Origin of the sequence: Micromonospora psammae (genome assembly GCF_036902725.1) — a bacterium.
Taxonomy (GTDB): domain Bacteria; phylum Actinomycetota; class Actinomycetes; order Mycobacteriales; family Micromonosporaceae; genus Micromonospora.
Genome location: NZ_JBAKHM010000001.1, coordinates 671192 through 689007, shown reverse-complemented (window position 1 = coordinate 689007; position 17816 = coordinate 671192). Strand labels below are relative to the sequence as shown.

Here is a 17816-nt window from a genome sequence, read left to right as displayed (position 1 = left end):
GAGCCGATTCGGATCAGACGCCGTAGATGAACTGGATGTCGACCGCACCGCCGCTGTTGGTGTTGCGGAGGTAGACGGTGTTGTTGCTGGGCCGGCGGACACCCGGGGTGGCGTCGCCGTCGTTGTCCCAGTCACCCGTCACCGGGACGTCGCCCGACGGGCCGTGGCCGAAGATGAACTCCGCGTCGAGGACCCCGGTGCCGTTGGTCAGGTACCAGGTCGAGTTGCCCGGACGGAACACGCCGACGGTGTCCCTGCCGTCGTTGTTCCAGTCACCGGCGACCGGCAGGTCACCCGACGGGCCGTGGCCGAACTTGAACTCCGCGTCGAGGACCCCGGTGCCGTTGGTCAGGTACCAGGTCGAGACGCCCGGACGGAACACGCCGACGGTGTCCCTGCCGTCGTTGTTCCAGTCACCGGCAACCGGCAGGTCACCCGACGGGCCGTGGCCGAACTTGAACTCCATGTCGGTGCTGGTGGTGCCGTTGGTCAGGTACCAGGTCGAGACGCCCGGACGGAACACGCCCACGGTGTCCCTGCCGTCGTTGTCCCAGTCACCGGCCACCGGGATGTCGCCGGACGGCCCGTGGCCGAACTTGAAGATGCTCGTGGCGTCGCCGCTGTTGGTGTTGCGCAGGTAGAAGGTCGAGGTGCTCGGACGGAAGACGCCCACCGTCTCGTCGCCGTCGCCGTCCCAGTCACCCGAGATCGGCACATCCTCCGGCGCCGGCGGAACATCGCCACCGGACCACCACGAGGTGCGCTTCTTCGCGCCGTCCCAGCTGAAGCTGAAGTGGATGTGATCGGTGTGCGGGTTGGAGCCGTCGTATTCCTGCCACCCGGCGGACGCCTGGTACGACTTCCAGACCTGGTCGTTCCAGATGATGTACATGATGCCCAGGCGGCGGGCCATGGCGTGCTTGTTGCCGTGCGAGTCGGTGGCCAGCAGCCAGCCGAGCAGGTCGGCGGCGTCGGCCCGCTGTCCGGCGTCGTTGTAGTTGAAGTGGTAGTCGAGCGCCCGGCCCTCCTTGTGTTCACTGGTGCCGCCGCTGCTGCAGTCCCGGGCGATGCCCCAGGTGTGCGAGCCGTAGGTCGAGTTGACCAGGTCCTTGAAGCCCACCACGCCCGGCTTGGCGCTCGGGTCGCAGATCTCCTGGCCGTCGTAGGAGGCGTATCCGTCGATGCTGGAGCTGAAGTAGGGGGTGGCGGGAGCGGCCATGGCCGCCGTAGGGGCGATGGCGATGGCCGTCGCCATGGCGGTGGCCAACGTGGCGACGGCGGCGAGACCCGCCATTCTGCGTGCGCGCTGCACGAACACTGCGGTTCCTTTCGGGGGATCGACTCGTCCTCTTCGGATGGGCAGGGGATTCACACGACACGCCAGAGGCGAAGTCGGGGGTCGTTGACAAGCAATTCCTGCACCAATCCGTGCAGGATGGAATGAGCCGCCGGAGGACTGTCGGCAGCCACGAAGGCGATGATGTCGAATCCGGCCGGCCCGGCCCGAATTCGCAGATGGTTTATTCGTCGGTCCTTGCCCGCCTGCGCCCACAACTGGCCGCGAAGCTCCACTTCGGGATAATCGCGGTTTCCGTCGAGTGGGGCGATGCGAGCCAGGGCGGCGATCACGACGGGTCCGGCACGGCGAAATCCGGTTCGATCCAACCGAATCCCTCGGCCAGCAAAGCCGTCCCGGTATCGCCGCCCGCGCCCTGGGTCAGTGCGATCGCGATCGCCACCACCGAGACGATGACAGCGGTGAGATACAGCCGATTGGACAGGTTCCAAAGCGCGGACATAGCCATTCCTCCCACAGAATTGGTTGGGCGATCAGGGCCGACCCGGCCCTGTTCCGGTGTTTGTTCACCGCGTTGGCAAAAGCGTGCCGCAAGGGAGCGCCGTTGTCACCGGGTGGGAAGTGGCGGAACCTTGCCAGGCGAGAAGTCGCAATGGCTGCGACGGGGACCGCGCAACCGTCGCCGCCGCCCTAGGATCACCCTCAACACACAACGGGGAGGATCGATGCTGGAGGCACTGGGTTTATCGGCGACGGACGAGTCGGTCTACCTCACGATGATCGCGCACCCGACGCTGGACGTGGCGGGGCTGGCAGCCCGACTCCACATCGGCCAGTCACAGGTGCACCACGCGTTGGACGCTCTGGCCGGCCTGGCGCTGATCCGTCTCGACGGCCCCGGCGGCGTGGCGCGGGCCGTGCGCCCGCAGACCGGGCTCGCCGCGCTGCTGACGAAGGTGGAGGCGGACATCGCGGTCCGCCAGCGGCAGATCGAGACGGTACGGACGACGATCGCCGACCTGGCGATGACGCACGAGCAGCAGGAGGTGGTGATCCGGCTGGAGGGCATCGAGGCGGTCCGCGAGCGGCTCGCCGAGCTCGCCCGTACGGCGACGACGGAATGTCTCTCCTTCACCCCCGGCGGGGCGCAGCCTGCCGACACCCTGCAGTCCGAGGCGCCGCTCAACGCGGCGGCGCTCGAACGGACGGTGCGGATCCGCAACGTCTACCAGGACAGCTTCCGCAACGACCCGGCGACGCTGGCGCACGCCCGGCGGATGGCGGCGTTGGGCAGCGAGTCCCGCACGGCGCCGACGATGCCGATGCGTCTGGTCATCGTCGACCGGAGCATCGCGCTGACGCCCATCGACCCGAGGCAACCCCGACTCGGTGCCCTGGAACTGCGCAGTCCGGGCATCGTCGCCGGGCTGCTCGCCCTCTTCGAGCAGGTCTGGCAGCAGGGCACCCCGTTCGGTCACCGTCCCGGCACCCCGTCGACGACGCCCGGTGCGCAGGAGAGGGCGCTGCTGCGGCTCTTCGCCGCCGGGCACACCGATGAGTCGGCAGCTAGGCAGCTGGGCGTCTCCGCCCGCAGCGTCCAGCGGCTGATGAATTCACTGACCGACCGGCTCCAGGCGAACAGTCGCTTTCAGGCCGGCGTCGAGGCGGCCCGGCGCGGCTGGATCTGAGCCCGGGTCTTCCGGCCCACCGTGATCGCCGAGGCGCGACCGCGGACGACACCGCATCTTGCAGGGGATGCGACGAGCCCGGAACCACGGTCGGCGACGTCCTGGCCCGGCACTGCCTACCCGCCGAGCGCTACGAGGCCGACGGCGTGTCTGGATATCACCCGGCCGGGCGGCCGGCGGCCGGACCGGTCAACCGTGCGCGGCGAAGGCGGCGGCGATCCCGGCCCGGTCGGCGCCGCCGGCCAGCAGCAGCCGGAGCAGCACCTTCGCCTTGTACGGGTCGAGCAGTCCGCCGTTGACCAACCCGCGCCGGCGCAGGTCGGTCTCCGAGCCGACCGCCCCGTACGTGTGGCGCAGCACCGAACCGGCGCCGGTCCGCGAGGTCAGCACCACCGGCATCCGCTCGACCAGCGCGCCGAGCACCGGGGCGAAGGCCGGCGGCACGTGACCGACCCCGAAGCCCGCCACGACCAGCCCCTGCCGAGCATCGGCGAGCCGGTCGAGCAGCGCCACGTCGTCGTCCAGGGTGACCGTGTGCAGGACCACCCGGGTGGCGGCCAGCCGGTCCGGGTCCACCGGCGGCAGCGGGGCGTGCCGCGCCGGCCGGGTGAGCACCCGCACCTCGCCCTCGATGACGTGACCGAGCGGTCCGGCGTTGGGCGAGGCGAAGGTGGCCGGGCTGGTGCTGTGGGTCTTGCGGACGTACCGGGCGGCGTGGATCTCGTCGTTGACGGCGACCAGGACGCCGAGGTCACGGGCGGCCGGCGCGGCGGCGACCCGGACGGCGGCGAGCAGGTTCGCCGGCCCGTCCGGCCCGGCGAGGGTCGGGTTGCGCATCGCGCCGGTGAAGACCAGCGGCGCCGGGTACGGCCAGACCAGGTCCGCCAGGAAGGCGGTCTCCTCCAGCGTGTCGGTGCCCTGGGTCACCACCACCCCGACCGCCCCGTCCGCCACCGCCGCGCCCGCCACGGCCACCAGGTCGAGGATCCGCCGGTACGTCAGGCCGGCGCTCGGCACCGCCTCGACGTCCCGCACCTCCAGCGGAAGGTCCGCCAGCCCGGGCACCGCGGCGGCGAGTTCGGCCCCGGTCAGCCGGGTCACCACGCCGCCCGGGCCGGCCCCCGCCATCGCGATGGTGCCGCCGAGGGTGAGGATGCAGATGGTCACGCCTGTCCCTTTCGCCGCGCCGCATCGGGGATGGAACCTACCGCCACTGCCACCGACCGTGTCCCCTGAACCGGACACCGCCGCACCGGATGCGCGGCTCCCCCACCGCGTGGCGATGATCGGCTGATCGCCGCTCACCCGACCTGCCGCCCGGGCTGACCGCCCACGGACCAGACGATCATGCTGACGAGAAGTGGGCATCCGGACACCATCTGTGACCGTCGCCATGAGCCAGTTAGTTGCTTGACGAAGGAATTAGGGGCTAGCGTGTAACGCGTCGGCCAGGACGCCGATCGCCCCGCCAGCGCGAGCCAGCTCACGCCCGTGGTGTCCGCACATCGGACGGCTACCGTGCCGCCACGCAGTAGAGGAGTCGGACATGATCGTCGAGCCAGCTCACCGCACCTGCCGCGACCAGCGCCACTGGCGGGCGGCCCGGCGGCGAATCCGGGAGACCGTCGCAGTGCGCCGGGCCGCCGCAGCGGCCGGAGAACGGGTCGTCGAAGCGACCGTCCAGTCCACGGCCGCCTGACGGCGGGGGCGGACGCCACCGGACCGAGGCGGTCAGCCACCGGGATGGCGAGTCCGCCCAGCTCACCGGCCGGCTCCTTGGCGGGACGGCCCTGCCGGCAGCACCGGAACGAGGCGGGGCGAGCAGCGCCGGCGCGGTGATCCGCTGCCGGTACGACAGGACGGCGACGGTGAAGAGCACCGCGTCGCCGCGGAACGCGGCAAGGCCGACGGCGTAGCGTTCCGGCAGCTGGCGGGACACGCCGGTCGGCGATCACCGGCTCCACGTCCACCCGGTCGTCCTCGGCGGCGGCCGACCCCCGCGTCTTTCCCGCGTCGGGCGAGCGGCAGCCGCTGCGCCTGATCGGGACCCACACCTTCGGCAACGGCGTCGTCCTGCTGCGGCACGACCGCGACCGGGGCGACGCCGACCGGCAAGGCCGGCGCGCCCGGGCCCACCAGCACCGCATCCTCCATCTTCACGCGCGCCGATCGGCAACGCCGGCGGACCAGGGCCCCGGCGGACCTACCGCGCATCGGCGCGAGACGGCGCAGTTAGGGCGTTGGCTTTCCGGTCGGCCCGGCCTATGGTGGCCGGATGCGTCCGTCCGGCCAGCAGCAGAGCACCGCCGTCAGCACGACGGCGGCGCTCGCTGCTGCCCGCCGGCCCGCCCTTCGGGTCACCGTGGCCACCCGCGTCGTGCGAGTCGCGGTCGCGCCGTCGCGCGCCGGCTCGGTCGCCCCCGGACTGCCGATCCCCGCCGGACGTAGCCCTCCTGGCCCGGTTGCACACCATGTGAACGGCCACCAGGGCGAAGCTTCCACAGCTTCGGCCCTTTTCTTTTTCCGAGGAGCTACGCCATGACCACGCACACCCAGCCGGGCCGCCAGGAATGGATCGACGAACTGCGGTCGACCCTGACGTCCGACTTCGAGATGCACACCGCCCGGCTGACCGAACTCACCGCCGACACCGGGGATCCGACCGAGGCGCACACCCGGGACGCGCTGCTCGCCGCCACCCGGCAGAGCCTGGAGCAGATCACCGGGGCGCTGCGGCGCATCGCCGAGGGCCGGTACGGGATCTGCGAGCGGTGCGCCGCGCCGATCCCCCAGGAACGCCTGGAGGTGCTGCCGCACGCCCGGTTCTGCGTGCCCTGCCAGCAGAAGCAGCGCTGACGTACGGGGCCGGGGGCTGGCCGACGCGGCAGCCCCCCGCCCCTACGGATCCGGCCGACCGCTGCGGCGCCCGGGAGTGCCCGGGTCAGCCGAACCAGGTCATCGCCTGCCCGTGCGAGCGGGTCCAGGCCAGCGGCCGCCCGTCGAGCGCCAGCACGTTGTACAGCGCCTCGCCCGGCGACTCCGGCAGCCCGTCGTGGGTCAGCACCTCCGGGGCCTCGTTCGAGATCCAGTGGCCGCGCAGCCCGCGTACCACCTCGACGAACGCGGCCCGGCGCGGCGACGGCACCTGGTAGAGCACGGAGGTGTGGAACACCACCAGCGTCGCCCCGGCCGGCGCCCGTGCGGCCAGCGCCGGCAGGTCGTCCACCAGGTCGCCACGGACCAGCAGCGGCGGTTCGGCCGCGGCGACGGCCGCCGCCGCCCGGAGGCGGGCACGGCGCCGCTCGTGCTCCGGCCAGATGAGAGCGTCGAGCCAGTCGACGTCGGCGGGATCGGTCACGTCGAGCGGGTTCAGGTCCAGGCCGGCCCGCCACACCACCTCGGGTAGGCGGCTCGCCGGCGCCAGCCCGGTGGCCGCGCACTCGCAGACCGGTCCGCCCGCGCCGAGCACGTGCTCGCCGTAGCGGTAGGCGTACCGGTCGGGGTAGAGGCAGAGCCCGGCGGAGGCACCCACCTCCAGCAACGCGAGCGGCTGCGGCAACGCGGCGAGCACCGGCAGGAGTACGGCGCACCGCCCCGGCTCGTTCGTCTGGGTGGCCCGGGTACGCAGCTCCGCCGCGACCGCCGCCCAGTTCGCCACCGTGAACTCACGGAACGCGGCCGGGTCGGCGACCGGCCCGCCGAGCAGCCGGACGACGCCGAAGAGCAGGTTCGGCTGCCGTTTGCCGGGCGGGAGCGTGCCGACCAAGGCGAGCAGTTCGTCGTCCCGCGAGACGGCGAGGGACAGCCGCTCGTACGTGGGCGAGACCCCGCGCGCCTCCCGGGCGGCGAACTCGGCGTAGCTCGCGGCGATGGTCATGTGTCGATGATCGCAGTGATCCCCACGCGAAAAGTCCCCCGGACCGTGGCGGTCCGGGGGACTTTCCGGTGATCAGGCCGGCAGGTCGGGCACGACCTGCCGTCGGACCGTGCGGGTCAGCTGCAGCCGCTGGTGGAGCCGCAGCCCTCGCAGACGTAGCAGCTGCCGGCGGGCCGCATCTTGGTGCCGCAGGTGAAGCAGAGCGGCGCGTCGGCGGCCTTGCCGATCACGGCCTCCAGCAGCTCCGTGGAGGAACCCACCGACGGGGCCGGCTTGGCGGCGGCGACCTCTGCCATCTCCTGGGCCGGCTGCGCCACCGGGCCGGTCTTCGGCTCCGGCGCCTCGACGGGAGCCGAGGACGCCATCGCGGTGAGGTCGGCGGCGGCACTCTCCGCCTCGGCCTCGGCCCGCAGCTGGGCGGACCGCTCCGCAGCGGTGAAGATGCCCAGCTCGGCGCGGCGCTCGTACGGCAGGAAGTCCAGCGCCAGGCGACGGAAGATGTAGTCCATCACCGAGGCGGCCATCCGCACGTCCGGGTCGTCGGTCATGCCGGCCGGCTCGAAGCGCATGTTGGTGAACTTGCTGACGAACGTCTCCAGCGGCACGCCGTACTGGAGACCGATGGAGATGGCCACCGAGAAGGCGTCCATCACCCCCGCGAGCGTCGAACCCTGCTTCGACATCTTGAGGAAGACCTCGCCGAGGCCGTCGTCGGGGTAGGACGACGCGGTGAGGTAGCCCTCGGCGCCGCCGACGGAGAAGCTGACCGTCTCCGACGGGCGCTTCTTCGGCAGCCGCTTGCGCACCGGGCGGTACTCGACGACCTTCTCGACCACCTTCTCGACGGCGGCGGCCTCGACCGCGGCCGGCTCGGTGGCCTTGTTGGACTTGGCCACCGAGAGCGGCTGGCCGACCTTGCAGTTGTCCCGGTAGATCGCCAGCGCCTTGAGGCCGAGCTTCCAGCCCTCGAAGTAGATCTTCTCGACGTCCTCGACGGTGGCCGCCTCCGGCATGTTGACCGTCTTGGAGATGGCGCCGGAGACGAACGGCTGGATCGCCGCCATCATCCGCACGTGACCCATCGGGGCGATCGTCCGCTCGCCCATCGCGCAGTCGAAGACCGGGTAGTGCTCCGGCTTGAGCCCGGGGGCGTCCACCACGTGGCCGTGGTCGGCGATGTGCTCGACGATCGCCTCGACCTGCTCCTCGGGGTAGCCGAGGCTGCGCAGGGCGCGCGGCACGGTCTGGTTGACGATCTGCATCGAGCCGCCGCCGACCAGCTTCTTGAACTTGACCAGCGCCAGGTCCGGCTCCACGCCGGTGGTGTCGCAGTCCATCATGAAGCCGATGGTGCCGGTCGGCGCGAGGACGCTGGCCTGCGAGTTGCGCCAGCCGAACTTGTCACCGACCTTGTTGCCCTCGGTCCACTGCTTGGTCGCCTCCCGCTGGATGGCGGTGGCGACCGTGCCGGCCGGCTTGATCGCGTCGTTGGCCGCGGCGTGCTTGCGCATGACCCGCTTGTGCGGCTCGGCGTTGCGGGCGTAGCCGTCGTACGGGCCGACGACGCCGGCCAGCTCGGCCGAGCGGCGGTAGGCGGTGCCGGTCATCAGCGAGGTGATCGCCGCGGCGACCGAGCGACCCTGCTCCGAGTCGTACGGCAGGCCCGAGGCCATCAGCAGCGCGCCCAGGTTGGCGTAGCCGATGCCGAGCTGCCGGTAGGCGCGGGAGGTCTCACCGATCTTCTCGGTCGGGAAGTCGGCGAAGCAGATCGAGATGTCCATCGCGGTGATGACCAGCTCGACCGACTTGACGAACTTCTCCACCTCGAAGCCACCGTCGGCGCGGAGGAACTTCATCAGGTTGAGCGAGGCCAGGTTGCACGAGGAGTTGTCCAGGTGCAGGTACTCCGAGCACGGGTTCGACGCGGTGATCCGCCCGGTCTCCGGGCAGGTGTGCCAGTCGTTGATGGTGTCGTCGTACTGCAGGCCGGGGTCGGCGCACTCCCAGGCGGCCTGGGAGATGTCACGGAACAGCTTCTTCGCGTCGATCGTCTCGATGGTCGCCCCGTCGAGCCGGCCGCGCAGGTCGAAGCCGCCGCCGTTCTCCACCGCCGTCATGAACTCGTCGGAGACCCGGACCGAGTTGTTGGCGTTCTGGTACTGCACGCTGACGATGTCGGCGCCGCCCAGGTCCATGTCGAAACCGGCGTCGCGCAGCGCGCGGATCTTGTCCTCCTCGCGCGCCTTGGTGACCACGAACTCCTGGATGTCCGGGTGGTCCACGTCGAGGATGACCATCTTCGCCGCGCGCCGGGTGGCGCCGCCGGACTTGATGGTGCCGGCGGAGGCGTCCGCGCCGCGCATGAAGCTGACCGGGCCGGAGGCGTTGCCGCCGGAGGAGAGCAGCTCGCGGGAGGAGCGGATCCGGGAGAGGTTGACGCCGGAGCCGGAGCCGCCCTTGAAGATCAGCCCCTCCTCCTTGTACCAGTCCAGGATGGAGTCCATCGAGTCGTCGACGCTGAGGATGAAGCAGGCGCTGACCTGCTGCGGCGACGGCGTGCCGACGTTGAACCAGACCGGCGAGTTGAAGCTGAACACCTGGTGCAGCAGCATCCAGGTCAGCTCGTGCGCGAAGATCTCCGCGTCCGCCGGGGTGGCGAAGTAGTTGTGCTCCTCACCGGCCTTGCGGTAGGTGGTGACCACCCGGTCGATCAGCTGCCTAAGCGACCACTCGCGCTCCGGGGTGCCCACCGCGCCCCGGAAGTACTTGGTGGTCACGATGTTGGCCGCGTTGACGCTCCAGGACTCGGGGAACTCCACCCCGCGCTGCTCGAAGTTGATCGAGCCGTCCCGCCAGTTCGTCATCACGACGTCGCGACGCTCCCACGTCACCTCGTCGTAGGGGTGCACGCCCTCGGTCGTCCAGACCCGCTGCACCTTGAGCCCCGTCACCGCGCCGTTCTTCGCTGCCCGCGACCGGCTGGCTGTCACGCCGTCCCCCGCCATCTCATCCGCCCCCTCGTCTGCGCGGTCACCCGCCGCGCGTCGTCACTGTCAGGAATTCGCAAAAATCAACTGGTACGGCCGGCGGCGCCGGCCTCTTCGCGGGCGCGCGCGGCCTCCCGCAACGTCTCGATCTCCCGCTCGAAGTCGGCGAGCGAGTCGAAGGACCGGTAGACGCTGGCGAAGCGGAGGTAGGCCACCTCGTCCAGGTCCCGCAGCGGGCCCAGGATCGCCAGCCCCACGTCGTGGCTCGGGATCTCGGCGGCCCCCTTGGCCCGGACGGTCTCCTCGACCTTCTGCGCGAGCAGCGCGATCGAGTCCTCGTCGACCGGCCGGCCCTGGCACGCCTTGCGCACCCCGCCGATGATCTTCGTACGGCTGAACGGCTCGGTCACCCCGCTGCGCTTGACCACCGCGAGGACGGCCTCCTCCACCGTGGTGAACCGCTTGCCGCACTCCGGGCAGGAGCGACGGCGACGGATCAACTGCCCGTCGTCGGCCTCCCGAGAGTCGACCACCCGGGAGTCGGCATGCCGGCAGTACGGACACCGCATCGCTGACCTCCTCGATCGACCGTGGGCGCGCCGACCGGCTCCGGGCACGCGGCGACCCGGCGGGGCCACCATCGGTGGCCGTCGCCGTCGTCGACGGTACGGGAGTGCGGTCGGTAGTCGAACCCAACCTGTAGGCGACTTACGCCCGTGTGACTACTACATCTAGGGGTCGACCGTAGGCCGCCGGCCGGACGTGGTCAAGTTGGCGGCGTGTCCGGCGCGTCACGCCGCAAACCTCCCGAACTCCCGGCGCCGACAACCCCAACCGGCGGGGCCCGCGGGAGGTTACCGCCCGTCCGGCCGGCAGGCGGGAAACGGACGGCCATCGCGAAACGACGTACCGGTCGAACAGGAGTTCGACGACGACGTACCATTTATCAGAACGCGCGTTCGAGTTTCCAGGATTTTCGCCCGACACGCCGACAGCAGGTCGTACAGATGTTTGAAAATGACCGATCTCACCTATACGGTCATGAACGACCGGGCGCGTCGCACGACGTCGGACCCGGGCCAGCGACACCCCCGCACGCACCACGAGCCGCCGAGGCACCCAGCGCCGACCAGGGAGGACGGACGTGACCGAGGACCGGGCCAGCCGGCCGAAGAACCCGCAGCAGATCGCCGAGGCGGGTCCGCCGGCCACACGGCGCCCCCGCGCCGCCCGCAGCCGCACCGGGCAACCGGCCGTGCGCGCGGTCACCCCGGTGGTCAGCAGCTTCCCCGACCCGGCCACGGTCGACCTCACCGCCCGGCAGCGCCGGATCCTGGAGTTCATCCGCACCTGGGTCGAGCGGCACGGCTACCCGCCGAGCGTCCGTGAGATCGGCGAGGCGGTCGGCCTGGTCTCCCCGTCCAGCGTCGCCTACCAGCTCAAGGAGCTGGAGAAGAAGGGCTTCCTGCGGCGCGACCCCAACCGGCCGCGCGCGGTGGACGTGCGGGCGCCGAGCGACGCCGTCGACGACGAGCTGAGCCGCTCGCAGCGCCCCACCCCGGCGTACGTGCCGATGCTGGGCCGGATCGCCGCCGGTGGGCCGATCCTGGCCGAGCAGGCGGTGGAGGACATCTTCCCGCTCCCCCGCGAGCTGGTGGGTGAGGGCGAGGTCTTCATGCTCCAGGTCAAGGGCGACTCGATGCTCGACGCGGCGATCTGCGACGGCGACTGGGTGGTGGTCCGGCAGCAGCCCACCGCCGACTCCGGGGAGATCGTCGCGGCCATGCTCGACGGCGAGGCGACCGTCAAGACCTACCGGCGGCGCGACGGGCACGTCTGGCTGATGCCGCAGAACCCCGCCTTCGACCCGATTCCCGGCGACGACGCGACCATCATGGGCCGGGTCGTGGCGGTGCTGCGCCGCATCTGACCCACCGCCGCACTAGACGACCGACGGGTGGCCACCCCTGGGATGGCCACCCGTCGCGTCATGTCAGGTCTCAGTAACGGTCGCCCCGGGCCGGCGGCTGCCCGTAGCCGTACCGGCCGCCGCGGCGGTCGTCGGGATCGCCGTCCCGCCGGGGGCCGGGGCGGGGATGCGGCTCGCGGCGCGGTGGCTCGGCCTGCCCCCCGCCGCCGTAGACGCCGGTGCCGCGGGGGCCGCCACGACGGGGGCCACCGCCGTCAGGACCACCCTCGCCACGCGGGCCGGCGCCGCGGGGGGCGCCACCACCGGCCGGACCGCCTCCGTAGACGCCACCGCCCGCCGGACGGCCGCTGCCGCCGCCACCCGCCGGACGGCCGCTGCCACCGCCACCCGCCGGGCGGCCGCCACCGCCGTAGACGCCGCCGCCGGCCGGGCGGCCGGAACCCCGCCCGCCCTCCGGACGGCCACCGCCCGCGGGCGGTGGTCCCGCCGGACGCCCGCCGCCGTAGACCGCCCCGCCCGCCGGGCGGGCCGGCGCGCCACCGGCCGGAGCCGGACCGCCGTAGACGCCACTTCCGGCGGGCGCGCCGCCGTAGACCCCGCCCCGCGACCGGTCGCCGCCGGGCGGGCCGTCGCCGGCCGGCCCGAAGCCGTCCCCGGGCAGGGCACCCGAGGTGAACGGAGCGTCGCGGTCCGGCCCGTCGGGCCGGTCCCGGCCGTCGTCCTCGCCGACCGTCGGCGGCCTGCGACGGGACCGCACGATCCCGAAGATGCCGGCACCGACCAGCAGCGCGCCGACCACGCCGACCGCGCCGATCAGGTAGGTGATCTGATCCAGGCTCATGCCGTCCAGCCAGGACCCCTCGGCCGCCGGCTTCTTGGCTTCGGGGTCGGTGGCGAGCGCCTCCGTGCCGGTCTTCGAGGGGGTGTACGCCAGGATCTCGACCGGGTCGTCGGGGGCGAAGTCCGCGCCGTCGGAGACCGTGAGGTAGGTCTTCCCGTCCGGGCTGTAGGAGATCCCCTCACCGAACGGGTCGGCCAGCGCGGTGACCCGGGGCTTGCCGGTGGTGAGCGCCCCGACGACGTCGTCGCCGGTCACGGTGTACTCGAAGGCGTCGGCGTAGGTGCGCAGCACCACCTTCGAGCCGTCCGGCGACCGGGCCGCGCCGGTGATCGCCACCCGACCGAAGATGTTCAGCGGGTTGTCGGTCGTCGTCTCGGGCAGCTTGATCTCGCCGACCTTCTTCATCGGCACCGCCTCGGGGTCGCCGCTGCTCTTGAGCTTCCGCTCCGGCGTGTAGATCTCCGCCTTGCCGCTGGGCACCTTGGTGATCACCAGCGGCAGCCCGTCGGCGCCGACCAGCAACGCCTCGGCGTCGTGCGGCTTCTGCTCCGGGTACGACAGCCGGTGCAGCACCGGTCGCTTGCCGCCACCGATCGGCATCGTCCACACCGCGACCCGGGGGCGTCGCTCCTTGCCCGGGTTGTCGCCGATGTCACCGATCCACAGCGTTTCGCCGTCCGGCGAGACCGCCAGATCCTCGGTGTCCAACGGGCCGGAGCCGGAGTAGGCCACCGGCTCCCGGGCGATGGCGCACTTGCTGTCGAGGAAGAAGACCCGCTTACGGCTCTCGTCCAACGAGCCGTCGTTGATCACGATGTAGCCGGTCCTGGTGGCGACGATGCCGGAGAGCTCCCGCAGTCGCTTGTCCTCGATCGTGCACTTCTTCTTGCCCGGCGTCACCGGTGCGGCGGGCGCCGGCGCCGCCAGTGCGGCACCGGCGGAGGCCACGGTCGCCCCGAGCAGGCCGAGGGCAACCGTGACCGAGGAAACAGCGCGACGCATTGCGCCAGTGTCGCATGCCACGCTGAACCGTTGGACGCTCCGGGAGCGCTCAGCGGGTGCCGGCGGCCGCGGGCTCCTCCGTCGTGACGAAGGGCGCCAGCTCGGCGGCGATCTCCTCCCCGACGCGGACGTGCACCAGGGTCCCCTCCGGCAGATGGGAGGTGCTCAGCACCTCGCCCTGCCGGTGCAGCCGGGCGACCAGGTCACCCCGGTCGTACGGCAGCACGGCACGGACCTCCACCGCCGGACGGGGCAGCCGATCCTCGACGGCCTCGCGCAGCCCGTCGATGCCGAGGCCGGTGCGTGCGGAGACGAAGACCGCCTCCGGCCAGAGCCGCTTGAGCCGCAACAGCGTCTCCTCGTCGGCGGCGTCGGCCTTGTTGACCACCAGCAGTTCGGGCAGCCGGTCGGCGCCGACCTCGGAGAGCACCTCGCGGACCGCGCGGACCTGCTCCTCCGGATCCGGGTGGGCGCCGTCGACGACGTGCACCACCAGGTCGGACTCGGCGACCTCCTCCAGCGTCGAGCGGAACGCCTCGACGATCTGGTGCGGCAGGTGCCGGACGAAGCCGACCGTGTCGGAGAGGGTGTAGAGCCGACCGTCGGAGGTGGTCGCCTTGCGCGTGGTCGGGTCGAGGGTGGCGAAGAGCGCGTTCTCGACCAGCACTCCCGCGCCGGTCAGCCGGTTGAGCAGGCTGGACTTGCCGGCGTTGGTGTAGCCGGCGATGGCGACCGCGGGCACCGCGTTGCGGGAGCGTCGGGCGCGCTTGGTCTGGCGTACCGTCTTCATGCCCTTGATCTCGCGGCGCAGCCGGGAGATCCGGGTGCGGATCCGGCGCCGGTCGGTCTCCAGCTTGGTCTCACCGGGACCACGCAGACCCACGCCACCGCCGGCGCCGCCACCGCGGCCGGAACCACCGGTCTGCCGGGACAACGTCTCACCCCAACCGCGCAGGCGCGGCAGCAGGTATTCGAGCTGGGCCAGCTCGACCTGCGCCTTACCTTCCTTGCTCTTGGCGTGCTGGGCGAAGATGTCGAGGATCAGGGCGGTCCGGTCGACCACCTTGACCTTGGTGCGCTGCTCCAGGTTGCGCAGCTGCGACGGGGAGAGTTCACCGTCGCAGATCACCGTGTCGGCGCCGGTGGCGAGCACCATCGCGCCGAGGTCGTCGACCTTGCCCCGGCCGATGTACGTCGCCGGGTCCGGGCGGTTGCGCCGCTGGATCAGCCCCTCGAGCACCTGCGAGCCGGCCGTCTCGGCCAGCGCCGCCAGCTCGGTGAGGGAGTTGTCCGCGTCGCTCTGCGTGCCCTCGGTCCAGACACCGACCAGAACCACCCGCTCCAGGCGCAGCTGCCGGTACTCGACCTCGGTGATGTCGGTGAGTTCGGTGCTGAGGCCGGGGACGCGCCGCAGCGACTGCCGCTCCGACAGCTCCATCTCGCCGGTGGTCACGTCGAGCTCCTCGTCCTCGAAGGGAACGAAGCTCTCCTGGTCTCGCAAACTGGTCTCCTGTCCGTTTTGCCACTGAGAAAGCAATCCTGACATGTACCAACGCCCGACGCACCCGCAATATGCCCGCGCGGGAAAGGCGCACAAAAATCGGGGCCGGATGCCGGCCGACCCCGGTGGGCGAGTAGAAATGCGGGGCGAGCCGATCAGCGTTGACGGAGGAACTTCCCGTGGCCAACACCCGACTGCCCAGCGCAGGATTCTCGATCACGATCCGAATCGCGGTGACCGCGGACGCCTCCTCCATCGGTCGACTCACCACCGCCGTCGGCGAGGCCGGGGCGATCGTCACCGCACTGGACGTGGTCGACTCCGACCCGACCAGCGTCATCGTCGACCTGACCTGTGACACCGCCGACACCAACCACGCCGACCAGGTGGTCGACGCGCTGACCGCGCTCGACGGGGTGGACGTCCGCAAGGTCTCCGACCGGACGTTCCTGCTGCACCTGGGCGGCAAGATCGAGGTCACCTCCAAGGTCGGGCTCCGCACCCGCGACGAGCTGTCCCGCGCGTACACCCCGGGGGTGGCCCGGGTCTGCATGGCGATCGCGGAGAACCCGGCGGACGCCCGGCGGCTGACCATCAAGCGCAACACGGTCGCGGTGGTCAGCGACGGCTCCGCCGTACTGGGCCTGGGCAACCTCGGCCCGGCGGCGTCGCTGCCGGTGATGGAGGGCAAGGCGGCGCTGTTCAAGCGCTTCGGCGGGGTGGACGCCTGGCCGGTGGTGCTGGACACCCAGGACACCGACGAGATCGTCGCGATCGTCAAGGCGATCGCGCCCGCGTACGGCGGGATCAACCTGGAGGACATCGCCGCGCCGCGCTGCTTCGAGATCGAGGCCCGGCTGCGGGAGGCACTGGACATCCCGGTCTTCCACGACGACCAGCACGGCACCGCGATCTGCGTGCTGGCCGCGCTGACCAACGCGCTGCGCGTCGTCGGCAAGCAGCTCGCGGACGTCCGGGTCGTGGTCTCCGGCGCCGGCGCGGCCGGCACCGCGATCATGAAGCTGCTGCTGCGCCAGGGCGTGGGCGACATCATCGCGTGCGACCGGCAGGGCGCCCTGCACCGCGGGCAGACCGACCTCAACTCGGCCTGGCAGTGGCTGGCGGAGAACACCAACAAGGAGAACTACGCGGGCGACCTGCGCGGGGCGATCCGGGGCGCGGACGTCTTCATCGGCGTGAGCGCGCCGAACCTGCTCACCGGCGACGACATCGCCACGATGGCCAAGGACTCCATCGTTTTCGCGCTGGCCAACCCGGACCCGGAGGTCGACCCGCGGGAGGCGCGCAAGCACGCCGCCGTGGTCGCCACCGGCCGGTCGGACCAGCCGAACCAGATCAACAACGTGCTCGCCTTCCCGGGCGTGTTCCGCGGCATGCTGGACGCGCACGCCGAGGAGTTCACCGAGGAGATGGCGATCGCCGCCGCCCGGGCCATCGCCGACGTGGTCGGCGAGGAGAAGATCAACCCGACGGTGATCGTGCCCAGCGTCTTCGACTCCCGGGTGGCGCCCGCGGTCGCCGCCGCAGTCCGCGCCGCCGCCCAGAACCCGGCCACCGCGCCGCGGCCGGCCGCCGACTCGGGCCCGTCCGACCTCCCCGAGATCGCCGCCAACGCCTCCGCGACCCCCTGACGCCCGTCTGCGGGCGCTCCCGCTGACCCGGGGCGGACGCGGCAGCGGAGCAAAGGTGCCGGACGGGCGGTCGGCTCCCGGCCGCTCCAGCCCGGGGACCGGTCACCTCTCCCGGCGACAGGCCACGCCGTCGGCCCATTGGCGGGGCCAGCGGGGACTGGCGGGGCCGACGAGGCCAGCGGGGCCGACGGCTCAGGAAGAAAGCAGGGTGCCGGGGGTGACGGTGCCGGTGGCCACCAGGACGGCCGGGCCGGCCAGCCAGCAGGAGTCGTCGGTGACGGTGACCGTCAGCCGGCCGCCGGGGACGTCCACCGCCACCGTTCCGGTGTCCCGGGCGGCGTCCCGCAGGGCCACCGCGGCGACCGCGCAGGCGCCGGTGCCGCAGGAGAGCGTCTCCGCCGAGCCGCGCTCGTACACCCGCATCAGGACGTGCCCGTCGGTGCCCGGCACCGGCTCCCCCGGCGCGGTGAACTCGACGTTCACCCCGGCGGGAAAGAGCTCGCCGTCGAAGTCCGGCGCCCGGGTCAGGTCCAGGGCGGCCAACTCCAGCCCGGCCGGCAGCGCGCACACCAGATGCGGGTTGCCGACGTCCACCGCCGCGCCGGGCAGGGTCAGCGCGCCGAGAGTGGTCGTCGACGCGTCGTACACCCGGGGGCGGCGCATCTCGACGGCGATGGCGTCCCCCTCGACCCGGGCGCGCACCACCCCGGCCCGGGTCGCCACCGGCAACGCCGCGCCGGCCGGCGTGGCCAGCCCGGTCTCCAGCAGGTAGCGGACGAAGACCCGGGCGCCGTTGCCGCACATCTCGGCGAAGGAACCGTCGGAGTTCCAGTAGTCCATGAACCACTCGGCCTCGCCGGCCAGGGCGACGCCCTCGGGATGCTTCGCCGCCCGCACCACCCGCAGCACGCCGTCGCCGCCGACCCCGCGGCGGCGGTCGCAGATCGCGGCGACCAGCCCCGGGGTGAGGTCGAGCGTGCCGTCCGGATCGGGCAGGATCACGAAGTCGTTGCCGGTGCCGTGGCCCTTGGTGAACTCCAC

Annotated in this window: 15 protein-coding genes; 4 read left to right on the top strand and 11 right to left on the bottom strand. The window is 72.1% G+C overall.

The window, feature by feature from the left end:
- Positions 1-13: 13 nt before the first annotated feature.
- Genes V6U79_RS03185 through V6U79_RS03175 form a run of 3 tightly spaced genes read right to left on the bottom strand, consistent with a single transcriptional unit; the run spans position 14 to position 1799 of the window.
- Positions 14-1318, bottom strand: coding sequence for an FG-GAP repeat domain-containing protein (locus tag V6U79_RS03185; protein ID WP_334613369.1), 1305 nt, complete (start codon positions 1316-1318; stop codon positions 14-16).
- Positions 1319-1368: 50 nt separating this feature from the next.
- Entirely contained in the window at positions 1369-1629 is a 261-nt protein-coding gene (locus tag V6U79_RS03180) for a hypothetical protein (protein WP_334527563.1), read from the bottom strand.
- Entirely contained in the window at positions 1626-1799 is a 174-nt protein-coding gene (locus V6U79_RS03175; RefSeq protein ID WP_334527566.1) for a hypothetical protein, read from the bottom strand. Before V6U79_RS03175 ends, V6U79_RS03180 begins: the two co-directional genes overlap by 4 nt.
- A 223-nt stretch (positions 1800-2022) precedes the next feature.
- On the opposite strand from V6U79_RS03175, the gene V6U79_RS03170 reads away from it, so the two are divergent.
- Positions 2023-2985, top strand: a complete 963-nt coding sequence (locus V6U79_RS03170; RefSeq protein WP_334613368.1) for a LuxR C-terminal-related transcriptional regulator — start codon at positions 2023-2025, stop codon at positions 2983-2985.
- A gap of 189 nt (positions 2986-3174) precedes the next feature.
- Here V6U79_RS03170 and V6U79_RS03165 read toward each other — a convergent pair whose 3' ends face one another.
- Positions 3175-4152, bottom strand: a complete 978-nt coding sequence (locus V6U79_RS03165) for an asparaginase (RefSeq protein WP_334613366.1) — start codon at positions 4150-4152, stop codon at positions 3175-3177.
- A gap of 346 nt (positions 4153-4498) precedes the next feature.
- On the bottom strand, positions 4499-4924 hold the full coding sequence (locus tag V6U79_RS03160; RefSeq protein WP_334613365.1) for a hypothetical protein: 426 nt from the start codon (positions 4922-4924) through the stop codon (positions 4499-4501).
- A 599-nt stretch (positions 4925-5523) separates the two neighbouring features.
- Here V6U79_RS03160 and V6U79_RS03155 point away from each other — a divergent pair.
- A complete protein-coding gene (locus tag V6U79_RS03155) occupies positions 5524-5841 on the top strand; it encodes a TraR/DksA family transcriptional regulator (RefSeq protein WP_334527578.1) in 318 nt (105 codons plus the stop codon).
- Positions 5842-5926: 85 nt separating this feature from the next.
- Here V6U79_RS03155 and V6U79_RS03150 read toward each other — a convergent pair whose 3' ends face one another.
- From V6U79_RS03150 to nrdR, 3 genes are all read right to left on the bottom strand, one after another.
- Positions 5927-6862, bottom strand: coding sequence for a DUF2332 domain-containing protein (locus V6U79_RS03150; protein ID WP_334527581.1), 936 nt, complete (start codon positions 6860-6862; stop codon positions 5927-5929).
- A gap of 116 nt (positions 6863-6978) precedes the next feature.
- A complete protein-coding gene (locus V6U79_RS03145; protein ID WP_334527584.1) occupies positions 6979-9867 on the bottom strand; it encodes a vitamin B12-dependent ribonucleotide reductase in 2889 nt (962 codons plus the stop codon).
- A 65-nt stretch (positions 9868-9932) separates the two neighbouring features.
- On the bottom strand, positions 9933-10418 hold the full coding sequence (nrdR, locus tag V6U79_RS03140) for a transcriptional regulator NrdR (RefSeq protein WP_334527587.1): 486 nt from the start codon (positions 10416-10418) through the stop codon (positions 9933-9935).
- 575 nt (positions 10419-10993) lie between these two features.
- Between nrdR and lexA the strand changes: the two genes are divergently transcribed.
- Complete coding sequence (lexA, locus tag V6U79_RS03135) at positions 10994-11779, top strand: transcriptional repressor LexA (protein ID WP_334527590.1); 786 nt, start codon at positions 10994-10996, stop codon at positions 11777-11779.
- A gap of 70 nt (positions 11780-11849) precedes the next feature.
- Here lexA and V6U79_RS03130 read toward each other — a convergent pair whose 3' ends face one another.
- Complete coding sequence (locus tag V6U79_RS03130) at positions 11850-13622, bottom strand: hypothetical protein (protein WP_334527592.1); 1773 nt, start codon at positions 13620-13622, stop codon at positions 11850-11852.
- Positions 13623-13671: 49 nt separating this feature from the next.
- Positions 13672-15123, bottom strand: coding sequence for a GTPase HflX (gene hflX, locus V6U79_RS03125; RefSeq protein WP_334527594.1), 1452 nt, complete (start codon positions 15121-15123; stop codon positions 13672-13674).
- 179 nt (positions 15124-15302) lie between these two features.
- Here hflX and V6U79_RS03120 point away from each other — a divergent pair, with 179 nt between their 5' ends.
- Positions 15303-16775: an NAD-dependent malic enzyme gene (locus V6U79_RS03120; RefSeq protein ID WP_334527596.1), complete on the top strand. Its 1473-nt coding sequence runs from the start codon at positions 15303-15305 to the stop codon at positions 16773-16775.
- Positions 16776-16967: 192 nt separating this feature from the next.
- Here V6U79_RS03120 and dapF read toward each other — a convergent pair whose 3' ends face one another.
- Complete coding sequence (dapF, locus tag V6U79_RS03115; RefSeq protein ID WP_334527598.1) at positions 16968-17816, bottom strand: diaminopimelate epimerase; 849 nt, start codon at positions 17814-17816, stop codon at positions 16968-16970.